The organism is Streptomyces sp. NPDC096132 (assembly GCF_044763345.1).
Lineage (GTDB): Bacteria > Actinomycetota > Actinomycetes > Streptomycetales > Streptomycetaceae > Streptomyces.
Genome location: NZ_JBIWGA010000010.1, coordinates 26,287 through 45,100, shown reverse-complemented (window position 1 = coordinate 45,100; position 18,814 = coordinate 26,287). Strand labels below are relative to the sequence as shown.

Below are 18,814 nucleotides of genomic sequence, written 5' to 3'. Positions count from 1 at the left end.
TGCGTGAAGAAGACCACTCCTTCGAGGGGTGCGGGCCAGGGTTGCGTAATGTCGTACTCATGAGTACGACAGGCGCGTCCGCCGATCCGCTCGCGGCCCTGGGCTCGCTGCCCGGTGTGGCCGAGTCCGTGGAGTCCGTGCGCAAGGCCGTGGACCGGGTCTACGGGCACCGTGTCATGCGGCGCCGCAGCACCGAGATCACCTCCGAGGCCGCCCTGCGCGGCGCCCGCGGCTCGGCGGCGCTGTCCGGCGCGGACTGGGCCCTGGAGGAGGTCCGCCGGCGCAGTGACTTCGGCGTCGACGACGAGGCGCGGGTCATGGGCGCCGCGCTGCGGCTGACCGCGGAGGCGGGCCAGCTGCTGTCCATCTGGCGGCAGTCGCCGCTGCGGGTCCTGGCGCGGCTGCACCTGGTGGCCGCGGCGGGCGGCGGGGACGACATCGGGCGGCCGCGGCAGGCAGGAGAGGCGGTCGACGAGCCGCTGATCGAGCTGCCGCTGCCCGGCGCCGACGAGCTGGCCGGCCGACTGGAGGGGCTGTCCGGGCTGATCATCGAGGGCAGTTCGGCGCCGGCGCTGGTGACGGCCGCCGTCGTCCACGGCGAGCTCCTCGCCCTGCGCCCCTTCACGTCGTACAACGGTCTGGTCGCACGCGCCGCGGAGCGCATCGTGCTGATCGGCAGCGGCCTCGACCCGAAGTCGGTCTGCCCGGCCGAGGTGGGCCACGCCGAACTGGGCCGGGCGGCCTACATGGCGGCCCTGGACGGCTATGCCTCCGGCACCCCGGAGGGCATGGCGGCTTGGATCGCCCATTGCGGCAGGGCGGTCGAACTGGGCGCGCGTGAGTCGACAGCGGTGTGCGAGGCGCTGCAGCGCGGGGCGGCCTAGACCTCGAAATCCCCGCACACGGGTTGCGGCGGTACGAGAATTCGTACCGCCGCTGGCATGTTCACCGGGTTACCAAGCGTCCTCGATATGTTGCCCATCAGGCCGGGATCTTTGCCCTTACCTGGTGCGGCTGGCCCGTAATCGACGGGTCGACGTCGCGTGGGTGCTCGATGTTCATGCATCGGTCCGTGGGGCCAAATGCGGTATTTAAGGTGATCCTTTCGGATGTCCTTGGTCTCGCGGGCCGTTGAGTCCTTTCTACTCCAGGACCAGGACAAGCGGAAGCCCTGCCGCCAGTTCTTTACTTTTGCTGCCAAATAGGTTTCAAACGGTCACAGCAGCTCAGGCGGTCGCCGCCCGGCGACGGCTCGCGTACCAGACCAGGCCCGCGGTGGCCGCCGCCGCGCCTATGGCGGCGACCGCGACGAGTGCCGGGCGCGGCGGCACGGAGAACGAGGGGATCCGCTGCTTCAGCCGTACGGGCCGGTGGAAGTCGAGAATCGGCCACCCGCGCGCGACGGCCTCGCGTCGCAGGGTCCGGTCCGGGTTCACGGCGTGCGGATGGCCCACGGCCTGCAGCATCGGCAGATCGGTCGCCGAGTCGCTGTAGGCGTAGCAGCGCTCCAGGTCGTACCCCTCCGACGCGGCCAGCTCCTTGATCGCCTCCGCTTTCGTCGGGCCGTAGGCGTAGTACTCCACCTCGCCGGTGAAGCAACCGTCCTCGCCCACCACCATCCGGGTGGCCACCACGCGGTCCGCGCCCAGCAGCTCGCCGATCGGCTCGACCACCTCGGCGCCCGAAGTGGACACGATCACGACATCGCGGCCGGCCGTGTGGTGTTCCTCGATGAGGGAGGCGGCCTCGTCGTAGATGAGCGGGTCGATCAGGTCGTGCAGGGTCTCGGCGACGATGTCCTTCACCTGCTGGACGTTCCAGCCGCGCACCATCCCGGACAGGTACTCGCGGGTCCGCTCCATCTGGTCGTGGTCCATACCGCCCACGAGGAAGACGAACTGGGCATATGCGGTCCGCAAGGCGGCCCTGCGGTTGATCAGCCCGCCTTGGTAGAAGGACTTGCTGAAGGTGAGCGTGCTCGACTTCGCAATGACCGTCTTGTCCAGGTCAAAGAAGGCGGCTGTGCGGGGCAAGGAGTGGTTTTCCACAACCAAGAGCATAGGGGCAGCCCATTCGGCGTAAGGTGGGCGCGTGGGTTTGCCTGAGAGGGCTCTCGGGTACACCATGGAAGTCACGGATCGTTCGCGACCGTGCTAACCCGGTCCGGCTCCTCCCCCCCCGAGTCGGCCGTGGAGACGACCCCCGCTCTCCCCCCCGGCGGGGGTCGTCGCATGTCCGGGTGGGTTTTCCCGTTCCGTACACGGCTGTGCCGCGCTTCCGACGTGGCTGGGGCCGTCCCTTCGGCATGTCCGTGATCCGTCACGTTGGGTAGTCGTCGGACTGCTCTGCGGACGTCGTACGGGAGATGGCGCAGGGGTCACCGGTATGGGTGACGGCGATATTCACAACCGCCTGCCTGTCCACAGTTTTCCACCAAGATCCACAAGATTTCCCGGTTCGCTGCACCGTGATTCCAACGCGTCCGCTCGGGCCGAGTTCATGAGACCGGTTCCGTTTGCCGGGTGCGCGCGGCCGGTTTCTGTCGGCCGTTCATATGGAGACCGGTTGCCCGGTTCTTCGCACGTTCGGGAATCGCGGGGCCGCAGGGGCTGCGCGACCCGCAGCAAAGGGGGACGAAAACCATGGCCGGAGCCGTCACACACGACCCGCCGCCCGCCGCTTCCGGCCGGCAGGGCAAGCCGTTGATCGTCACGGAGGACACGGACCTCCTCGACGACCTGCTGCGCCTGTGCGCCGCCGCCGGTGCCACACCCGAGGTGCACCACTCCGTGCCGGAGCGCCGGGGCTGGGAGGCGGCGCCGCTCATCTTGGTCGGCGACGACGCCGCGCGCCGGGTGCGCGGGGCCGCCCGCAGACGCGGGGTGGTCCTCGTCGGACGCGACCAGGACGACTCCGGCGTGTGGCAGCGAGCCGTCGAGATCGGCGCCGACCACGTCCTGGTGCTGCCCGACGGCGAACAGTGGCTGGTCGACCGCATCGCCGATGTCGCCGAGGGCGTCGGCCGGCCCGCGCTCACCGTCGGCGTCATCGGTGGCCGCGGCGGCGCCGGAGCGTCCACGCTCGCGTGTGCCCTCGCCGTCACCTCCGCGCGCGAAGGTCTGCGCACCCTCCTCGTAGACGCCGATCCGCTGGGTGGCGGACTCGACGTACTGCTGGGCGGAGAGGCGACGGAAGGTCTGCGCTGGCCCGCCTTCGCCGCCTCACGCGGACGGGTCGGCGGAGGCGCCCTGGAGGAGTCGCTGCCCGAGCTGCACTCGCTGCGGGTCCTCAGTTGGGACCGCGGCGACTGCGTCGCCATTCCGCCGCAGGCCGTGCGCGCGGTACTCGCCGCGGCCCGGCGCCGGGGCGGCACGGTCGTCGTCGACCTGCCACGCCGCATCGACGACGGGGTCGCCGAAGCCCTCGCCCAGATCGATCTCGGCCTCCTCGTCGTCCCCGCCGAACTGCGCGCCGTCGCGGCGGCAGGCCGGGTGGCCTCCGCGGCCGGCATGGTCCTGCGCGACCTCAGAGCAGCGGTACGAGGACCGTACGCACCCGGCCTCGACGACCGCGAGGTGGCCAGGCTGCTCCGACTGCCCCTGGCCGGCGAGGTGCCCGTGGAACAGGGCCTGCTGCGCCCGGACGGCGGCAAGGCACCACCGGGCGCCGCCGCACGCGGGCCACTCGGCCGTTTCTGCAAGCAGTTCTGGGAGCGGGCCCTGACCGAGGCGGGTGGGTCGTGAACACACCAACTGGGCCTGTACGAGCTGAGGGTGAGCGGGGTGCCGACCGTCGCAGTTGGCCCACGAGCACGCTGCCCGGAGTCGAACGGGGCAAGGCGACAGAACAGCTGCCCGGGGTAGGTGGGGCATGAGCACCGTGCCAGCTCTGGAGAGGTCGCTGCTCGACGGCGTACGGCAGTGGCTGGCCGCGACCGGCGCCGAGCCGACACCCGCGCGTGTGGCGCAGGCGCTGCGGGAGCAGGGGCGGGTGCTCGGGGACGCGGAGGTCCTCGGCGCGGCCGAGCAACTGCGGTCCGAGCTGATCGGCAGCGGGCCGCTGGAGCCGCTGCTCGCCGACCCCTCGGTGACCGATGTACTGGTGTCGGCTCCGGACCGGGTCTGGGTCGACCGGGGCGGCGGCCTGGAGCTGACGGGCATCTCCTTCCCCGACGCGGCGGCCGTACGACGCCTCGCGCAGCGTCTGGCGGCGGTGGCCGGACGGCGCCTGGACGACGCCCGGCCCTGGGCCGACGCCCGGCTGCCCGACGGGACGCGGCTGCACGCGGTGCTGCCCCCGGTCGCCGTCGGCTGCACCTGCCTGTCGCTGCGGGTGGTACGCCCGCGGGCGTTCACGCTCGACGAACTGGTGGCCGCGGGCACCGTCCCGCCGGGCGGGGACCGGGTACTGCGGGCCCTGCTGCGGGCGCGGCTGTCCTTCCTGGTCAGCGGCGGTACCGGCAGCGGCAAGACGACCCTGCTGAGCGCGCTGCTCGGCCTGGTCGGGCCGGGGGAGCGGATCGTTCTCGCCGAGGACTCGGCGGAGCTGCGGCCGGACCACCCGCACGTCGTCCGACTGGAGACCAGACCGGCCAACCAGGAGGGCGCCGGGCTCGTCACGCTCGAGGACCTGGTGCGGCAGGCCCTGCGGATGCGGCCGGACCGGCTCGTCGTGGGTGAGGTGCGCGGGCCGGAGGTGGTGCATCTGCTGGCCGCGCTCAACACGGGCCATGAGGGCGGCTGCGGGACTGTCCACGCCAACGCCGCCGGGGACGTCCCCGCCCGGCTGGAGGCGCTCGGCACGGCGGCCGGGCTCGACCGGGCCGCGCTGCACAGCCAGGTGGCGGCCGCGCTCTCGGTGGTGCTGCACCTCGTCCGTGACCGGGCCGGGCGGCGGCGGATCGCGGAGGTGCACGTGCTGGAGCGGGATCCCTCGGGGCTGGTGCGGACGGTGCCGGCACTGAGGTGGCGGCCGGACGCGTTCGCGCAGGAACGGGGGTGGGAGCGGCTGCGGGAGCTGCTGCGGAGTCAGGACGGTCGAGCGGGCGAAGGGAACGGGGAGTGCGATGTACGTGATGGGTGAGATGTCGATGGCAGCGGCAGCCTGCGCAGGAGCGGCGGCATGGCTGCTGGGCGGGCCCTACTCCGGGGCGCGGCGGGCGCAGTTGCTGCTCGCCGGGGGCGGGGTGGTCGGCAGCGGGCCGCCGACCTGGCAGGACCTGGCCCTCGGACTGCGCAGGCTCCGGGGGCGGTGGCGGCCCGAGTGGTGGGCGCCGGTCGTCGGGCTGGTCCTGGCGGTACTGGGCGCCTCGGTCCTGCCGGTCGTCGCGGGGGCGGCCGGGGTGCCCCTGCTGCGCCGGGTGCGGCGGGCTGCCCGGGCACGGCGGGCCAGGGAGCGCCGGGGAGACGCCGTGATCGCGCTGTGCGCGGCGCTCGCCGGGGAGGTGCGGGCCGGCCGGCAGCCCGGTGAGGCGTTGCAGCGGGCGGCGCGGGACTCCGGAGGGCTGGGTGAGGCGCAGGCGGCGGTGCTGGCGGCCGCACGGTTCGGCGGGGACGTACCCAAGGCGCTCGCGGCCGCCGCACGGCAACCGGGAGCCGGTGGGCTGCTGGGACTCGCCGCGTGCTGGCGGGTGGCCGTGGACCAGGGGGCGGGCCTGGCTGCCGGACTCGATCGCCTGGAAGGGGCGTTGCGTACCGAGCGCGACCAACGAGCCGACCTGAGGGCCCAGTTGGCAGGGCCGCGCGCCACGGCGGTGATGCTGGCCGGCCTGCCGGTCCTGGGGCTTCTACTGGGCGCCGCGCTCGGCGCCGATCCGCTGCACGTCCTGCTGCACACCGGGCCGGGGCTGGGCTGTCTGCTCGCGGGCGGGGTGCTGGAGGGCGCGGGCGTGGGGTGGGCGCTGCGGATCGTACGGAAAGCGGAAGGGGCGTGAGGTGACGTGCGGTGGGTGACGAGAAGGGAGGTCGCATGAGCGCGGAAGTTGTCCACAGGCTGGGGGCGGCCGTGGGGATCGTGCTGATCCTCGCGGGGCCGGCCTGGTGGCTGGAGAGGCTGCGGCGCCTCCGCAGGGTTCGGCGACGGGTGGCCGAGTTGCTGGGGCGGGAGCGGTCGCGGAAGGTCCCGCGCGCGGGGCTGCGGGATGCCGTACGGACGTGGCTGCCGGCCGGGGCCGCGGTGGGCGTCGGATGGGTGGTGATCGGGGGCTTCACGGGAGCCGTGGTCGGGGCGATCGGCGCGGTCGGGCTGTGGCGGTGGCACGGTCGGCAGCGGGCGGCGGGAACCGTGAGCGAGGCAGACGCGCGGCTGGCCGCCGGGCAACTCCCGCTCGCCGCCGACCTGTTGGCCGCGTGCATCGCGGCGGGCGCCGGTCCGGCGATCGCGGCACAGGCCGTGGGCGAGGCCCTCGGCGGACCGGTGGGGGAAGGGCTGGCGCGCGGTGCCGCCGAGGTGCGGCTGGGCGGCGAACCGGCCACGGCGTGGCGGAGGTTGGCAGAGATGCCGGGTGCGGCGCCCCTGGCACGGCTGCTGGAACGGGCCGACGTGACGGGGATTCCGGCGGCCGGCCCCGTGGCCCGGCTCGCCGGGGACGCCCGCGCCGACTGGACACGGGCCGCGACGGCCCGGGCCCGGCGCGCGGCCGTCATGGTCGCCGCACCGGTGGGGCTGTGCTTCCTGCCCGCCTTCATCGCGATCGGCGTCCTGCCGGTCGTCATCGGGCTCGCGGGCGGGGCTATGGGAGGAGGCGGGCCATGAGACGGAGGTGAGCGCGGACGACGCCGAGTGATCCGACGACGCGGATCGAGCTACGAGAGAAGACCGGCAACGAGAGATCGGCAACGAGAGACCGTCAACGAGAGACCGAGCAGCGAGAGACCGGCAGGACCGAACCTCACGGGGGTTGAGATGTACAAGGCAGTACGGGCACGGCTGCGTGCCCTGGTGTGTGGGATGCGGAGCGCGCGGAGGGACGCCGGAATGGTGACGTCCGAGTACGCGATGGGGCTGGTGGCGGCCGTGGGGTTCGCCGTGCTCCTCTATCAGGTGGTGACAAGCGAAGCCGTCACCGCGCAACTGCATGACATGGTGAAACGGGCGCTCAGTGCGGGGATGTGAGCGGCGGCGGTGGCCCGGCGGGGACCGGGGCTTCGTGACGGCGGAGTCGGCCGTGGTGCTGCCGGTGCTGGTGGCGTTCGCGATGGCGCTGGTGTGGGGGTTGCTCGTGGTGGCCGCTCGGATCCAGTGCGTGGACGCGGCCAGGACCGGCGCCCGCGCGGCGGCTCGGCAGGACCCGCCCGCCGCGGTCGTCGACCTGGCCCGCGCGGCGGCACCGCGCGGTGCGCGGGTGACGGTGAGCCGGGAGGGCGACCAGGTACGGGTGACGGTCGTTGCGAAGCCACCACTGCTGCGAGGGCTGCCGTTCGAGGTACGGGAGGAGGCTGTGGCGGCGGCTGAGGAGGCCTTGGGGACGGCGGAGGCCACGGAGGGCGCCTTGGGGACGGCAGGGGCCGTGGAGGGTGCCCTGGGGACAGAGACGGCCGTGGAGACGCCAGGGAGACCGGCGGAGCCGGTTGGAGGTGGGCCGTGAGGACGGCCGGCGGTGTCGGACATGGGCCTGTGAGGACGGCCGGCGGTGTCGGACGTGGGCCTGTGAGGGCGGCCGGGGGCCTCGGACGCCGGGTCGGGACGGTGGCCGGAGCTGTCGCGGTGTGGCTGCGGCGGCGGGGCGACCGGGGCTCGGCCAGCGTCTGGAGTCTCGGGGCGATCGCTGTGCTGTGCGTGGTGTTCGGTGTGGTTCTCGCCCTGGGGCAGGCCGTCGTGGTCCGGCACCGGGCCGCCGGGGGCGCGGACCTCGCGGCGCTCGCGGCGGCGGACCACTGGACGGACGGCGAGGAGCAGGCCTGCGCCCGGGCGGGTCGGGTGGCCCGTGCGCAGGGCGCGAGGCTCGTGCGATGCGCCGTCGCGGGAGAGATCTCGGACGTGACGGCGGCGTCGGGACAGGGGCCCTTCACGGCAGAGGTCAGGGCACGGGCGGGCCCTCCGGGGCCGGTATCGCAGCCCCTGGTCCCTCGTCCGGCTCAGCCTGCGGCCTCTGGTCCGCCCCAGTCCCCAGCCCCCCGTCCGCCACAGTCTCCGCCTCCGCCGCCTGTGCCGTAAGTCCGGCCTCCGCGTCAGACCCGGTCCCGGCGTCAGACCCGGCCCCGGCCCCGGCCCCGGCACCCGCATCCCGCGCAGTCTCCTCCGGCGCCCCCCGGAGCAGTTCCGTGAGGAGCCGCACTGCCCCCCGTTTGTGCAGCGGGTCGTTGCCGTTGCCGCACTTGGGGGACTGGATGCAGGACGGGCAGCCGGCGTCGCACTCGCAGGAGGCGATGGCCTCGCGGGTGGCGGTGAGCCAGGCGCGGGCGGTGTGGAAGGCGCGCTCCGCGAAGCCCGCGCCGCCGGGATGGCCGTCGTAGACGAAGACCGTCGGGAGGAGCGTGTCGGGGTGCAGCGGGACCGACACGCCGCCGATGTCCCAGCGGTCGCAGGTCGCGAAGAGCGGGAGGAGGCCGATGGAGGCGTGTTCGGCGGCGTGCAGGGCGCCGCCGAGGATCTCGGGGTTGATGCGGGCGGCGTCGAGCTGGTCCTCGGTGACCGTCCACCACACCGCGCGGGTGCGCAGCGTACGAGGAGGGAGGTCGAGCTTCGACTCGCCGAGCACCTCACCGGTGATGAGCCGACGACGCAGGAAGGAGACGACCTGGTTGGTGACTTCGACGGAGCCGTAGCACAGGCGGCCCGCGCCCCAGGGGACCTCGACGTCGGTCTCCAGGACGGAGATGGACGTGGTGTCGCGGGCGACCGTCGAATAGGGCGGGGCGGCCTCCTCGACCAGGGCGACCGAGTCGTCCAGGTCCAGGGACCGGACGAGATACGTGCGGCCCTGGTGGAGGTGGACGGCGCCCTCGTGGACGGTGGTGTGTGCGGAGCCCGCGTCGACCGTGCCGAGGAGCCGGCCCGTGCCCTCCTCGACGATCTGGACCGGCCGGCCGCCCTCGCCGCGGATGTCGGTGAGGTCGGCGGCCCGTTCGCGGCGCGTCCAGTGCCAGGCCTTCGTCCGGCGGCGCAGCAGCTTCGCGGCCTCCAGTTGGGGGAGCAGGGCCTCGGTCTCCGGGCCGAACAGGGCCAGGTCCTCCTCCGTCAGCGGGAGTTCCGCGGCCGCCGCGCACAGGTGCGGCGCGAGGACGTAGGGGTTGTCGGGATCGAGGACCGTGGACTCCACCGGGCGGTCGAACAGGGCCTCCGGGTGGTGGACCAGGAAGGTGTCCAGCGGGTCGTCGCGGGCGACCAGGACCGCCAGCGCGCCCTGGCCGGAGCGCCCGGCCCGGCCGGCCTGCTGCCACAGGGAGGCGCGGGTGCCCGGGTAGCCGGCGATCAGGACGGCGTCGAGGCCGGAGACGTCGATGCCGAGTTCCAGGGCGGTGGTGGCGGCGAGGCCGAGGAGTTCGCCGGAGTGGAGGGCCTGTTCGAGGGCGCGCCGTTCCTCGGGCAGGTAGCCGCCGCGATAGGCCGCGACACGCCGGGCGAGGGAGCGGTCGACCTCGGCCAGCCGTTCCTGGGCGATCACCGAGATCAGTTCGGCGCCGCGCCGGGAGCGGACGAAGGCGACCGTGCGGACACCCTGGACGGCGAGGTCGGTGAGCAGGTCGGCGGTCTCGGCGGTGGCGGTACGGCGGACGGGGGCGCCCTTCTCGCCGTGCAGCTCGGTGAGCGGGGGCTCCCAGAGGGCGAACACCAGTTCACCGCGGGGTGAGGCGTCGTCGGCGACCTCCACCACGGGCAGGCCGGTGAGGCGGCCGGCGGCGACCGCGGGCTCGGCGGCGGTCGCGGAGGCCAGCAGGAAGACCGGGGAGGCGCCGTAGCGGGCGCACAGACGGCGCAGGCGGCGCAGCACCTGGGCGACGTGGGAGCCGAAGACACCGCGGTAGGTGTGGCACTCGTCGATGACGACGTACTTCAGTGACTTCAGGAAGGAGGACCAGCGGGGATGGGACGGGAGGATGCCGCGATGCAGCATGTCCGGGTTGGTCAGGACGTAGTTGGCGTACTGGCGGATCCACTCGCGCTCCTCGAACGGCGTGTCGCCGTCGTACAGGGCCGGGCGCACGGCGTTGCCCAGCGGGTGTGAAAGTTCTTTCACAGAGCGGCGCTGGTCGGCGGCGAGAGCCTTGGTGGGGGCGAGGTAGAGCGCGGTCGCGCCGCGGCCGTTCGGGGCCTGGGAACCGTCCAGAAGGGTGGAAAGCACGGGTACGAGATAGGCCAGGGACTTGCCGGAGGCCGTCCCCGTGGCGACGACCACCGAGTCGCCGTCCAGGGCGTGCTCGGCGGCGCGGGCCTGGTGGGCCCAGGGGTGTTCGATTCCGCATGCCTGGACCGCCGCGATCACCTCCGGGCGAATCCGGTCAGGCCAGACTGCATGGCGGCCCTCGCGCGGGGGCAAGTGCTCCGTATGAGTGATGCGCGATGCCCGGCTCGGGCCCGGGGCGAGCCGGTCCAGGAGCGCGCCCGGCGACAGGCGGGGCGCGGGCTGTGCCGAGGATCGATCGGATCGGTGATTCTTGGCCATCGGCACCGAGTGTGTCACTGGCGTGACGGACAATGGAGCCAAGGCGTCGTGCACGCCTGCCGGTAAGTGATTGAATGCCATCGCGGCTGGCGAACCGTCCAGGGGGCTCTGCCGAGGTGTCCCGAGGGGCGACCGCTCGATAGCAAGGTGCTGGAGGATCCGTGGACCTGTCCCTGTCGACCGAGACCGTCGGCGATCGCACGATCGTCAAGGTCGGTGGCGAAATCGACGTATATACCGCGCCCAAGCTGCGCGAGCAGCTGGTCGAGCTGGTGAACGACGGGAATTTCCACCTCGTCGTGGACATGGAGGGCGTGGACTTCCTCGACTCCACCGGGCTCGGCGTGCTGGTTGGCGGCCTGAAGCGAGTGCGTGCCCATGAGGGCTCGCTGCGCCTGGTGTGCAACCAGGAGCGCATTCTGAAGATCTTCCGCATCACCGGTCTCACCAAGGTGTTCCCCATTCACACCTCGGTCGAAGAAGCGGTCGCGGCCACCGACTGACCCGTCCGTCCGGGCCCCTGTGGCCCGGACGGCCCAGTTGAACACCGGGGGACCGGGCTTCGGCAGCCCGGCCCCTCGACAGCACGCCCGTAGTTCCGAGGGGGACGCATGCCCACCGTTGAACTCCGCTTCAGCGCGCTGCCCGAGCACGTCAGGACCGCCCGACTGGTGGCGGCAGCGGTGGCGCGCAGGGCCGGAGTGGACGAGGCCGTCCTCGACGAGGTGCGGCTCGCCGTCGGCGAGGCCTGCACGCGCGCCGTCGGCCTCCACCAGAGCGGCAACATCACCGCTCCGGTGAAGGTGGCGCTCATCGAGGAGGAGAAGCAGTTCTCCATCGAGGTGGGTGACGAGGCACCGCGTATCGCCCCCGGCGACCGGGTGCCCGGCTCCGCCGCGGACGACGCGGAGGCCGAGGAGGACGAGATGGGCCTCGCGGTCATCAGCGGCCTCGTCGACGACGTGGAGGTCACCGCCGGCGAGCACGGCGGGCTGATCCGTATGACCTGGCCGAGGACACCGGCGGCGGCGACGCTCGGCTGAGCCGACCCGACTGTCCCCGTACCCCAAGGGCCCCACTCCGGTGGGGCCCTTTGGCATGCGCGCCCCCGGGTACTCGTGCTTACAGTTGTTCCACGAAGTGAATCATGAGCCGACGAATCAGCTCACGCATTTCGTGAAGTAATTCACGATCAATCATCCCGTCAATGATCTCGTCAATGATCGGAGAATGCTTCGAAGGCATTACTGGACGTGTAGGCGAATTCTGTTTACCGCGCACTGTTTTGATCAGGTTCCGGTACCTACAATCCGTCCACATCGTGAGCTCAGCCCAAGCGTCAAGGAGGACGAATGGCGGGGCTTTCTACCCCTCATCGGTTGGACCACTCCACAACCTTCGCAGCCGCAGTGCTGACCGACGGCAACCGCCTGCTCGTGGTGGTCATCGCGGTCGTCGCGCTGGCTGCGCTCGTGGTCGCGGGCGTCCTGCTGCGCCAGGTGCTCGCGGCCGGCGAGGGTACCGACAGCATGAAAGAGATCGCGGCCGCCGTCCAGGAAGGCGCCAACGCCTATCTGGCCCGGCAGTTGCGCACGCTCGGCGTATTCGCCGTCGTGGTGTTCTTCCTGCTCATGCTGCTACCCGCGGACGACTGGAATCAACGCGCCGGACGATCATTGTTCTTCTTGATCGGTGCGGCGTTCTCGGCGGCCACCGGTTATATCGGCATGTGGCTCGCCGTGCGCAGCAATGTGCGGGTCGCCGCGGCGGCCCGCGAAGCGACTCCGGGACCAGGTGAACCGGAAAAGGATCTCACCGCCGTCTCGCACAAGGCAATGAAGATCGCATTCCGCACGGGCGGTGTGGTCGGCATGTTCACGGTGGGGCTCGGTCTGCTCGGCGCCTCCTGTGTGGTGCTGGTGTACGCGGCCGACGCGCCGAAGGTGCTGGAGGGCTTCGGTCTCGGTGCGGCGCTCATCGCGATGTTCATGAGGGTCGGCGGCGGCATCTTCACCAAGGCCGCCGACGTCGGCGCCGACCTGGTCGGCAAGGTCGAACAGGGCATTCCGGAGGATGATCCGCGCAATGCCGCGACCATTGCGGACAACGTGGGCGACAACGTCGGCGACTGCGCGGGCATGGCCGCCGACCTCTTCGAGTCGTACGCCGTGACCCTGGTCGCCGCGCTGATCCTCGGCACGGCTGCCTTCGGCGACGCCGGACTCGGCTTCCCGCTGCTCGTGCCCGCGATCGGCGTGATCACGGCGATGATCGGCATCTTCGCGGTCGCCCCCCGCCGGACCGACCGCAGCGGCATGTCCGCGATCAACCGGGGCTTCTTCATCTCCGCGGTGATCTCGCTCGTGCTGGTGGCCGTCGCCGTCTTCGTCTACCTGCCCGGCAGTTACGCGGATCTCGACGGGGTGACCGACGAGGCGATCCTCGGCAAGGACGGCGACCCGCGCGTCCTCGCCCTCGTCGCGGTGGCGATCGGCATCCTTCTGGCCGCCGTCATCCAGCAGCTGACCGGCTACTTCACCGAGACCACCCGCCGCCCGGTCCGGGACATCGGCAAGACGTCCCTGACGGGCCCCGCCACGGTCGTCCTGGCCGGAATCTCCGTAGGCCTCGAATCGGCCGTCTACACCGCCTTGCTGATCGGCCTCGGCGTGTACGGGGCGTTCCTGCTCGGCGGTACGTCGATCATGCTGGCGCTGTTCGCGGTGGCCCTGGCCGGCACCGGCCTGCTCACCACGGTCGGCGTGATCGTCGCGATGGACACCTTCGGGCCGGTCTCCGACAACGCGCAGGGCATCGCCGAGATGTCCGGCGACGTCGAGGGCGCGGGCGCGCAGGTGCTCACCAACCTCGACGCGGTCGGCAACACCACCAAGGCCATCACCAAGGGCATCGCCATCGCCACGGCCGTCCTCGCGGCGTCGGCGCTCTTCGGGTCGTACCGTGACGCGATCACGACCGGCGCGCAGGACGTCGGCGAGAAGCTCTCCGGGGCGGGCGCGCCGATGAGCCTGATGATGGACATCTCGCAGCCCAACAACCTGGTCGGCCTCATCGCGGGCGCGGCGGTCGTCTTCCTCTTCTCGGGGCTGGCGATCAACGCGGTCTCGCGGTCGGCGGGTTCGGTGGTGTTCGAGGTGCGGCGGCAGTTCCGCGAGCACCCCGGGATCATGGACTACAGCGAGAAACCGGAGTACGGCAAGGTCGTCGACATCTGCACCCGGGACGCCCTGCGCGAGCTGGCCACGCCCGGTCTGCTCGCCGTCATGGCGCCGATCTTCGTCGGGTTCACGCTCGGCGTCGGGGCGCTGGGCGCGTACCTCGCGGGCGCGATCGGCGCGGGCACGCTGATGGCGGTGTTCCTCGCCAACTCCGGCGGCGCGTGGGACAACGCCAAGAAGCTCGTCGAGGACGGCCACCACGGCGGCAAGGGCAGCGAGGCCCACGCGGCCACGGTGATCGGCGACACCGTCGGTGACCCCTTCAAGGACACCGCGGGTCCCGCGATCAACCCGCTGCTCAAGGTCATGAACCTGGTGGCGCTGCTGATCGCGCCCGCCGTGATCAAGTTCAGCTACGGCGACGACAAGAACATCGGCGTACGGATCGTGATCGCGGTCCTCGCCCTCGTGGTGATCGTCGGCGCGGTGTACGTCTCCAAGCGCCGCGGCATCGCCATGGGTGACGAAGACAACGCCGAGTCGTCGTCCAAGTCGGCCGATCCTGCGGTGGTTTCGTAGGCGGGCCGCCGGGGCCCAGTTCAAAGGGCGGGCGGGCGACGCGGGTTGACGCGTCGCCCGCCCGCTGTGGTGCTCGTGTGCCGGGGCCGTGAGCCTTCTCTCTCTTGGTGCAAATGGCTTCAAAGCCGAATGGAGCGGACATTCGGCCTGGGGCTGTCGCCCGGTTGGCGTGTATGTTCCGGGGCCGAGGGCCATGGAAGGGACCAAACCGGTGAACAAGAAGCTCGCGGCCGCACTGTCCGGCGGTGCGGTACTGGTACTGGCGCTGTCCGGATGCAGCAGCGACGACGGCAACAAGGAGCTCGACGCCTGGGCCAAGAAGGTCTGCGACGCGCTGCCCGCACAGGACGCGAAGGTCGACGCGGCCAACGCGGCGATCAAGCAGGCCGCCACGGACAACAACGCCCCCGCGAACGTCCAGAAGACCGACTCGCAGGCCTTCCAGGACATGTCCGACGCCTACGCGGCGCTCGCCCAGGCCGTGCAGAAGGCCGGCACGCCGCCCGGTGTCGAGGGGGGCGCGAAGAAGCAGACGGACGCCGTCGCGGCGCTCAACACGCTCTCCACCTCCTACGCGGACCTCAAGAAGCAGGTCGACGCGCTGAACACCAAGGACCAGGCGAAGTTCGCCGACGGCCTGGCGGACATCGCCACGCAGCTCGGCACGCTCAGCAAGACCGGCAACACCGCGCTGAAGAACCTGGAGCAGGGCGACGTCAAGGACGCCATGGCCAAGCAGGAGAGCTGCAAGAAGGTCGCCGCGTCCGCTTCGGCCCGCGCGACGACGAGCTGAGGGGCGCGGGGCGAGGACTGGGGCGCGCGTCGCGAGAGCCGAGGTGCGCGCCGGTCGGGGCCGAGGTGTGCGCCGGCCGGGACGGGACGCGAGGCTGAGGTACGCGTTCCGAGGGCTGACGTGCGCGTCGCAGGGCTGACGTGAGGGCTGAGTGCGGGCCGGGGCGAGTTGGTTCCCGGGGCCGCGCCGGGGAGGGTGAGCGGAGACAATGGGGGGCGTGAGTGACGACGCCACCCTGTCCCCCCTGCCCTCCGCCGACCGCCCCGACGTGGCCGCCCGGCTGCGCGAGGCGCTCCTCGCGGCCTCCTTCACCGCCGACGGCCTGCTGGACCTGCTCGGCGCCCCCGCGTACGCGGCTCTGGCCCGCAGCGAGACCGTGCCCGCCCTCCGGGCGACGCGCGGGGACACGCCGCTGGAGACGCTCGTCCGCCTCTTCCTCCTCCAGCAGCCCGTGCCGCACGCGCGCGTGGAGGAATTCCTTCCCGTACACGCGTGCGTGGAGAGCGGCTGGCTGGTCCGGGTCGGCGCCGACGAGGTGGCCGCGACCGTGGACGTACGGCCGTACGGCGGGCCGGGCGGCGAGGACTGGTTCATCGTGTCCGACCTGGGCTGCGCGGTCGGCGGCGCCGGCGGCATCGGCAGCCGGAACGAGGGGGTGGTCCTCGGGGTCGGCGGTGCCTCCACGACCCTCGCCGGGATCACCGTCCGTACGCCCGTGTCGTCCGCCCTCGACCTCGGCACCGGCTCCGGGATCCAGGCGCTGCACGCCGCACAGCACGCCACGCGCGTGACGGCGACCGACCTCAACCCGCGCGCCCTGCACATCACCGCGCTCACGCTCGCCCTGTCGGGCGCCCCCGCCGCCGAACTGCGCGAGGGCTCGCTCTTCGAACCGCTCCGGGACGACGAGCGGTACGACCTGATCGTGTCCAACCCCCCGTTCGTGATCTCGCCGGGCGCCCGGCTGACATACCGGGACGGCGGGATGAGCGGGGACGATCTGTGCCGCTCGCTCGTTCAAGGGGCGGGGGAACGGCTGAACGAGGGCGGATTCGCGCAGTTCCTCGCCAACTGGCAGCACGTGGAAGGGGAGGACTGGCAGGACAGGCTCAGGTCGTGGGTGCCGCGCGGCTGCGACGCGTGGATCGTGCAGCGCGAGGTGCAGGACATCACGCAGTACGCCGAACTGTGGCTGAGGGACTCCGGCGACCACCGGGGAGACCCGGCCGAGTACCAGGCGCGGTACGACGCGTGGCTGGACGAGTTCGAGGCGCGCAAGGTGAAGGCCGTCGGCTTCGGCTGGATCACGCTGCGAAAGACGGCGGCCGCCGAGTCGGTCGTCACCGTGGAGGAGTGGCCGCACCCGGTCGAGCAGCCGCTCGGCGACACGGTCCGCACCCACTTCGAGCGGCTCGACTACCTGCGCGCGCACGACGACGCGGCCCTGCTCGCCGGGCACTTCAGGCTGGCCGGCGAGATCGTCCAGGAGCAGGTCGGCATGCCCGGCGCCGAGGACCCGGAGCACGTCGTGCTGCGTCAGCACCGGGGGATGCGCCGCGCCACGAAGGTGGACACGGTCGGCGCGGGCTTCGCGGGCGTGTGCGACGGTTCGCTGAGCGCGGGCCGCATTCTGGACGCCATCGCCCAACTGGTCGGCGAGGACCCGGTGCTGCTGCGCGACCGTACGCCCGCCCAGATCCGGCTGCTGGTGGAGCAGGGCTTCCTGGAACCGGCGCAGTGAACCCGGCCGCCGCCCGCCCCGCCTGAGACGGATCGGAGCTCCCGATACCCCTGCGCCCGATCTGACGGGATTGGCAGGATTGCTGCGGAAAATGGCTCCTGTCAGTGGTGCGTGCGAAGCTACCTTCAAGGGGACAAACTTCGCGCGCACTCGGGGGAGGCGCGCTGTCTCGGGGAGGCGCGATGGCGGGGGAGACGCCGGACCGGGGTGCGGGCCGGATCGTGGGCGGCCGGTACCGGCTGCGGCGGACGCTGGGCGCGGGCGGCATGGGCCGCGTCTGGCTCGCGTACGACGAGGAACTGGCCTGCGAGGTCACGATGAAGGAGATCGCGTTCCCGGAGATGGCCACGGACGCGACCGAGCCGGCTCAGCGCGTCGCCCGGGCCCGCAGCGAGGCCCGGCACGCGGCCCGGTTGCGCGGCCATCCGCACGTGGCGACCGTGCACGACGTGGTGGTGCACGAGGGCCTGCCGTGGATCGTCATGGAGTACGTCCCCGACGCGATCGACCTCCAGGCGGCCGTACGGCGTTCAGGGCCGCTTCCGCCCGCACAGGTGGCCCGCATCGGGCTCGCCGTCCTCGACGCGCTCACCGCCGGGCACCGCATCGGAATCCTCCACCGGGATGTGAAACCGGCCAACGTCCTTCTCTCACCGGACGCTACGGGCGACTCCTACGCGCGCGTGCTGCTCACCGACTACGGCATCGCCCTCCAGCCCGAGTCCCGCGAACCCCGGCTCACCGCGACCGCCGGCATCCTCGGCACCCCGGGCTATCTCGCCCCGGAGCGGGCACGGGGCGAGCCGCCGACCCCGGCCGCCGACCTGTTCTCCCTCGGCGCCACGCTGTACGCCGCCGTCGAGGGCCGTGGGCCCTTCGACCGCCACGGCGACTACGCCACCCTCACGGCCCTCCTCTCCGAGGACCCGACCCCACCGGCCCGTGCCGGCCAACTCACCTCGGTCATCCTGGGGTTACTGGTCAAGGACCCCGTCCGTCGGTCGTCGCCGGAGGCGGTGGGGCGGGGGCTGGAACAGGTGGTGCGGGCGGCACGGGCAGCGGGGGAGGCGGCTGCCCAGGGGTGGCCCTCGGGGCACGCCGACCCGCCTGCGGCCGCGGCCGACAGCGGCCCGGGGGGCGGCCCACGGGGTGGTGGTCCTGGCTCTGGGGTCGGCGGATTCGAGCCGGGTGTTGGCGGTTCCGGGGCGGCGGTTGGTGGTCTTGGGGCGGGTGTTGGCGGTTCCGGGGCGGCGGTCGGTGGTCCTGGGGCGGGTGTTGGTGGCTTCGGGCTGGCGGTCGGTGATCCAGGGTCGGGGGTCGGTGGCCTCGGGCCCGGGGCGTCGGCCGCACCGCTGGCCGGGCGTGGTCCGGCGCCTTATGAGGGACCGGCCACGCCCGGTAGGGGCAATACCCCGGGCGGGGGCGCTACGACGGGTGGGGGTGCTACCCCGGGCGGGGGTGCCACGTCGGGTGGGGTCGCTACCCCGGGTGGGGGTGCCACGCCGGGTGGGGGCGCGTCCCCAGCAGGAGGCGCTTCGCCGGGATGGGCCTCCTCGCCCGGAGAGGCAGCGACGCCGGGCAGGGGTGCGGCGGCCGGAGCGGGCGCTCCCTCGCAAGGTTCGGCAGGACCCGCGAGCCCGGAGACCCCGGGCGTGCCGCCGGGGCCCTACACGCCAGGTGTCCCACAGAGCCAGTACACGCCTGGCTCGAACACACCGGGTGTCCCACCGGGCCCGTACACACCGAGTTCCAACACGCCTGGTGTGCGGCCTGGCCCTCACACGCCGGGTGTCCCGCCGGGCCCGTACACGCCTGGCTCGAGCACGCCGGGTGTCCCGCCGGGCCCGTACACGCCTGGCTCGAGCACGCCGGGTGTCCCGCCGGGCCCGTACACGCCTGGCTCGAGCACGCCGGGTGTC

14 protein-coding genes and 2 pseudogenes are annotated in these 18,814 nt (G+C 72.6%); 14 read left to right on the top strand and 2 right to left on the bottom strand.

What is annotated here, in order from left to right; all coding sequences use genetic code 11:
* Positions 1–59 precede the first annotated feature (59 nt).
* Positions 60–884, top strand: coding sequence for an oxidoreductase (locus ACIRF9_RS23795; RefSeq protein WP_403825619.1), 825 nt, complete (start codon positions 60–62; stop codon positions 882–884).
* 342 nt (positions 885–1,226) lie between these two features.
* Here ACIRF9_RS23795 and ACIRF9_RS23790 read toward each other — a convergent pair whose 3' ends face one another.
* On the bottom strand, positions 1,227–2,060 hold the full coding sequence (locus ACIRF9_RS23790) for an HAD family hydrolase (protein ID WP_403825616.1): 834 nt from the start codon (positions 2,058–2,060) through the stop codon (positions 1,227–1,229).
* A 582-nt stretch (positions 2,061–2,642) separates the two neighbouring features.
* On the opposite strand from ACIRF9_RS23790, the gene ssd reads away from it, so the two are divergent.
* From ssd to ACIRF9_RS23755, 7 genes and pseudogenes are all read left to right on the top strand, one after another.
* Entirely contained in the window at positions 2,643–3,743 is a 1,101-nt protein-coding gene (gene ssd, locus ACIRF9_RS23785; RefSeq protein ID WP_403825614.1) for a septum site-determining protein Ssd, read from the top strand.
* A gap of 127 nt (positions 3,744–3,870) precedes the next feature.
* Entirely contained in the window at positions 3,871–5,082 is a 1,212-nt protein-coding gene (locus ACIRF9_RS23780) for a TadA family conjugal transfer-associated ATPase (protein ID WP_403825611.1), read from the top strand.
* 1 nt (position 5,083) lies between these two features.
* Positions 5,084–5,932, top strand: a complete 849-nt coding sequence (locus tag ACIRF9_RS23775) for a type II secretion system F family protein (protein WP_403826411.1) — start codon at positions 5,084–5,086, stop codon at positions 5,930–5,932.
* Between the two features lie 35 nt (positions 5,933–5,967).
* On the top strand, positions 5,968–6,753 hold the full coding sequence (locus tag ACIRF9_RS23770; RefSeq protein WP_403825609.1) for a type II secretion system F family protein: 786 nt from the start codon (positions 5,968–5,970) through the stop codon (positions 6,751–6,753).
* A gap of 150 nt (positions 6,754–6,903) precedes the next feature.
* Positions 6,904–7,113: a DUF4244 domain-containing protein gene (locus ACIRF9_RS23765; protein WP_403825606.1), complete on the top strand. Its 210-nt coding sequence runs from the start codon at positions 6,904–6,906 to the stop codon at positions 7,111–7,113.
* Positions 7,100–7,471: pseudogene (locus ACIRF9_RS23760) on the top strand (TadE family type IV pilus minor pilin); the annotation flags it as partial. The gene ACIRF9_RS23765 and the pseudogene ACIRF9_RS23760, both read left to right, overlap by 14 nt.
* Positions 7,472–7,686: 215 nt before the next feature.
* Positions 7,687–8,079, top strand: a pseudogene (locus ACIRF9_RS23755) (Rv3654c family TadE-like protein); the annotation flags it as partial.
* On the opposite strand, the gene ACIRF9_RS23750 reads toward ACIRF9_RS23755, so the two are convergent.
* The gene (locus ACIRF9_RS23750) at positions 8,018–10,684 is read right to left on the bottom strand and encodes a DEAD/DEAH box helicase (protein ID WP_403825603.1); all 2,667 of its coding nucleotides are present in this window, start codon (positions 10,682–10,684) and stop codon (positions 8,018–8,020) included. The pseudogene ACIRF9_RS23755 and the gene ACIRF9_RS23750 overlap by 62 nt on opposite strands.
* A gap of 80 nt (positions 10,685–10,764) precedes the next feature.
* Here ACIRF9_RS23750 and bldG point away from each other — a divergent pair, with 80 nt between their 5' ends.
* The 6 genes from bldG to ACIRF9_RS23720 all read left to right on the top strand — a co-directional run.
* Entirely contained in the window at positions 10,765–11,106 is a 342-nt protein-coding gene (bldG, locus tag ACIRF9_RS23745) for an anti-sigma factor antagonist BldG (protein WP_403825600.1), read from the top strand.
* Positions 11,107–11,214: 108 nt separating this feature from the next.
* Positions 11,215–11,646 carry an ATP-binding protein gene (locus ACIRF9_RS23740; protein ID WP_403825597.1) on the top strand — a complete coding sequence of 144 codons (432 nt, stop codon included), beginning with the start codon at positions 11,215–11,217 and terminating at the stop codon, positions 11,644–11,646.
* Positions 11,647–11,955: 309 nt separating this feature from the next.
* Positions 11,956–14,361: a sodium-translocating pyrophosphatase gene (locus tag ACIRF9_RS23735; RefSeq protein WP_403825593.1), complete on the top strand. Its 2,406-nt coding sequence runs from the start codon at positions 11,956–11,958 to the stop codon at positions 14,359–14,361.
* Between the two features lie 193 nt (positions 14,362–14,554).
* Positions 14,555–15,154, top strand: a complete 600-nt coding sequence (locus tag ACIRF9_RS23730) for a small secreted protein (protein ID WP_403825590.1) — start codon at positions 14,555–14,557, stop codon at positions 15,152–15,154.
* A gap of 208 nt (positions 15,155–15,362) precedes the next feature.
* On the top strand, positions 15,363–16,895 hold the full coding sequence (locus ACIRF9_RS23725) for a methyltransferase (RefSeq protein WP_403825587.1): 1,533 nt from the start codon (positions 15,363–15,365) through the stop codon (positions 16,893–16,895).
* 182 nt (positions 16,896–17,077) lie between these two features.
* On the top strand, positions 17,078–18,814 hold a 1,737-nt coding region (locus tag ACIRF9_RS23720), incomplete at its 3' end, for a protein kinase (RefSeq protein ID WP_403825584.1).

Bases quoted from the DNA above. Each gene is read 5' to 3' on its own strand.
- ACIRF9_RS23740 (WP_403825597.1), top strand. From the start codon at position 11,215: ATGCCCACCGTTGAACTCCGCTTCAGCGCGCTGCCCGAGCACGTCAGG.
- ACIRF9_RS23775 (WP_403826411.1), top strand. From the start codon at position 5,084: ATGTCGATGGCAGCGGCAGCCTGCGCAGGAGCGGCGGCATGGCTGCTG.
- ACIRF9_RS23795 (WP_403825619.1), top strand. From the start codon at position 60: ATGAGTACGACAGGCGCGTCCGCCGATCCGCTCGCGGCCCTGGGCTCG.
- ACIRF9_RS23750 (WP_403825603.1), bottom strand. From the start codon at position 10,684: ATGGCATTCAATCACTTACCGGCAGGCGTGCACGACGCCTTGGCTCCA.
- ACIRF9_RS23780 (WP_403825611.1), top strand. From the start codon at position 3,871: ATGAGCACCGTGCCAGCTCTGGAGAGGTCGCTGCTCGACGGCGTACGG.
- ACIRF9_RS23725 (WP_403825587.1), top strand. From the start codon at position 15,363: ATGGGGGGCGTGAGTGACGACGCCACCCTGTCCCCCCTGCCCTCCGCC.
- ACIRF9_RS23735 (WP_403825593.1), top strand. From the start codon at position 11,956: ATGGCGGGGCTTTCTACCCCTCATCGGTTGGACCACTCCACAACCTTC.
- ACIRF9_RS23790 (WP_403825616.1), bottom strand. From the start codon at position 2,060: ATGCTCTTGGTTGTGGAAAACCACTCCTTGCCCCGCACAGCCGCCTTC.
- ACIRF9_RS23730 (WP_403825590.1), top strand. From the start codon at position 14,555: ATGGAAGGGACCAAACCGGTGAACAAGAAGCTCGCGGCCGCACTGTCC.
- ssd (WP_403825614.1), top strand. From the start codon at position 2,643: ATGGCCGGAGCCGTCACACACGACCCGCCGCCCGCCGCTTCCGGCCGG.
- ACIRF9_RS23765 (WP_403825606.1), top strand. From the start codon at position 6,904: ATGTACAAGGCAGTACGGGCACGGCTGCGTGCCCTGGTGTGTGGGATG.
- ACIRF9_RS23770 (WP_403825609.1), top strand. From the start codon at position 5,968: ATGAGCGCGGAAGTTGTCCACAGGCTGGGGGCGGCCGTGGGGATCGTG.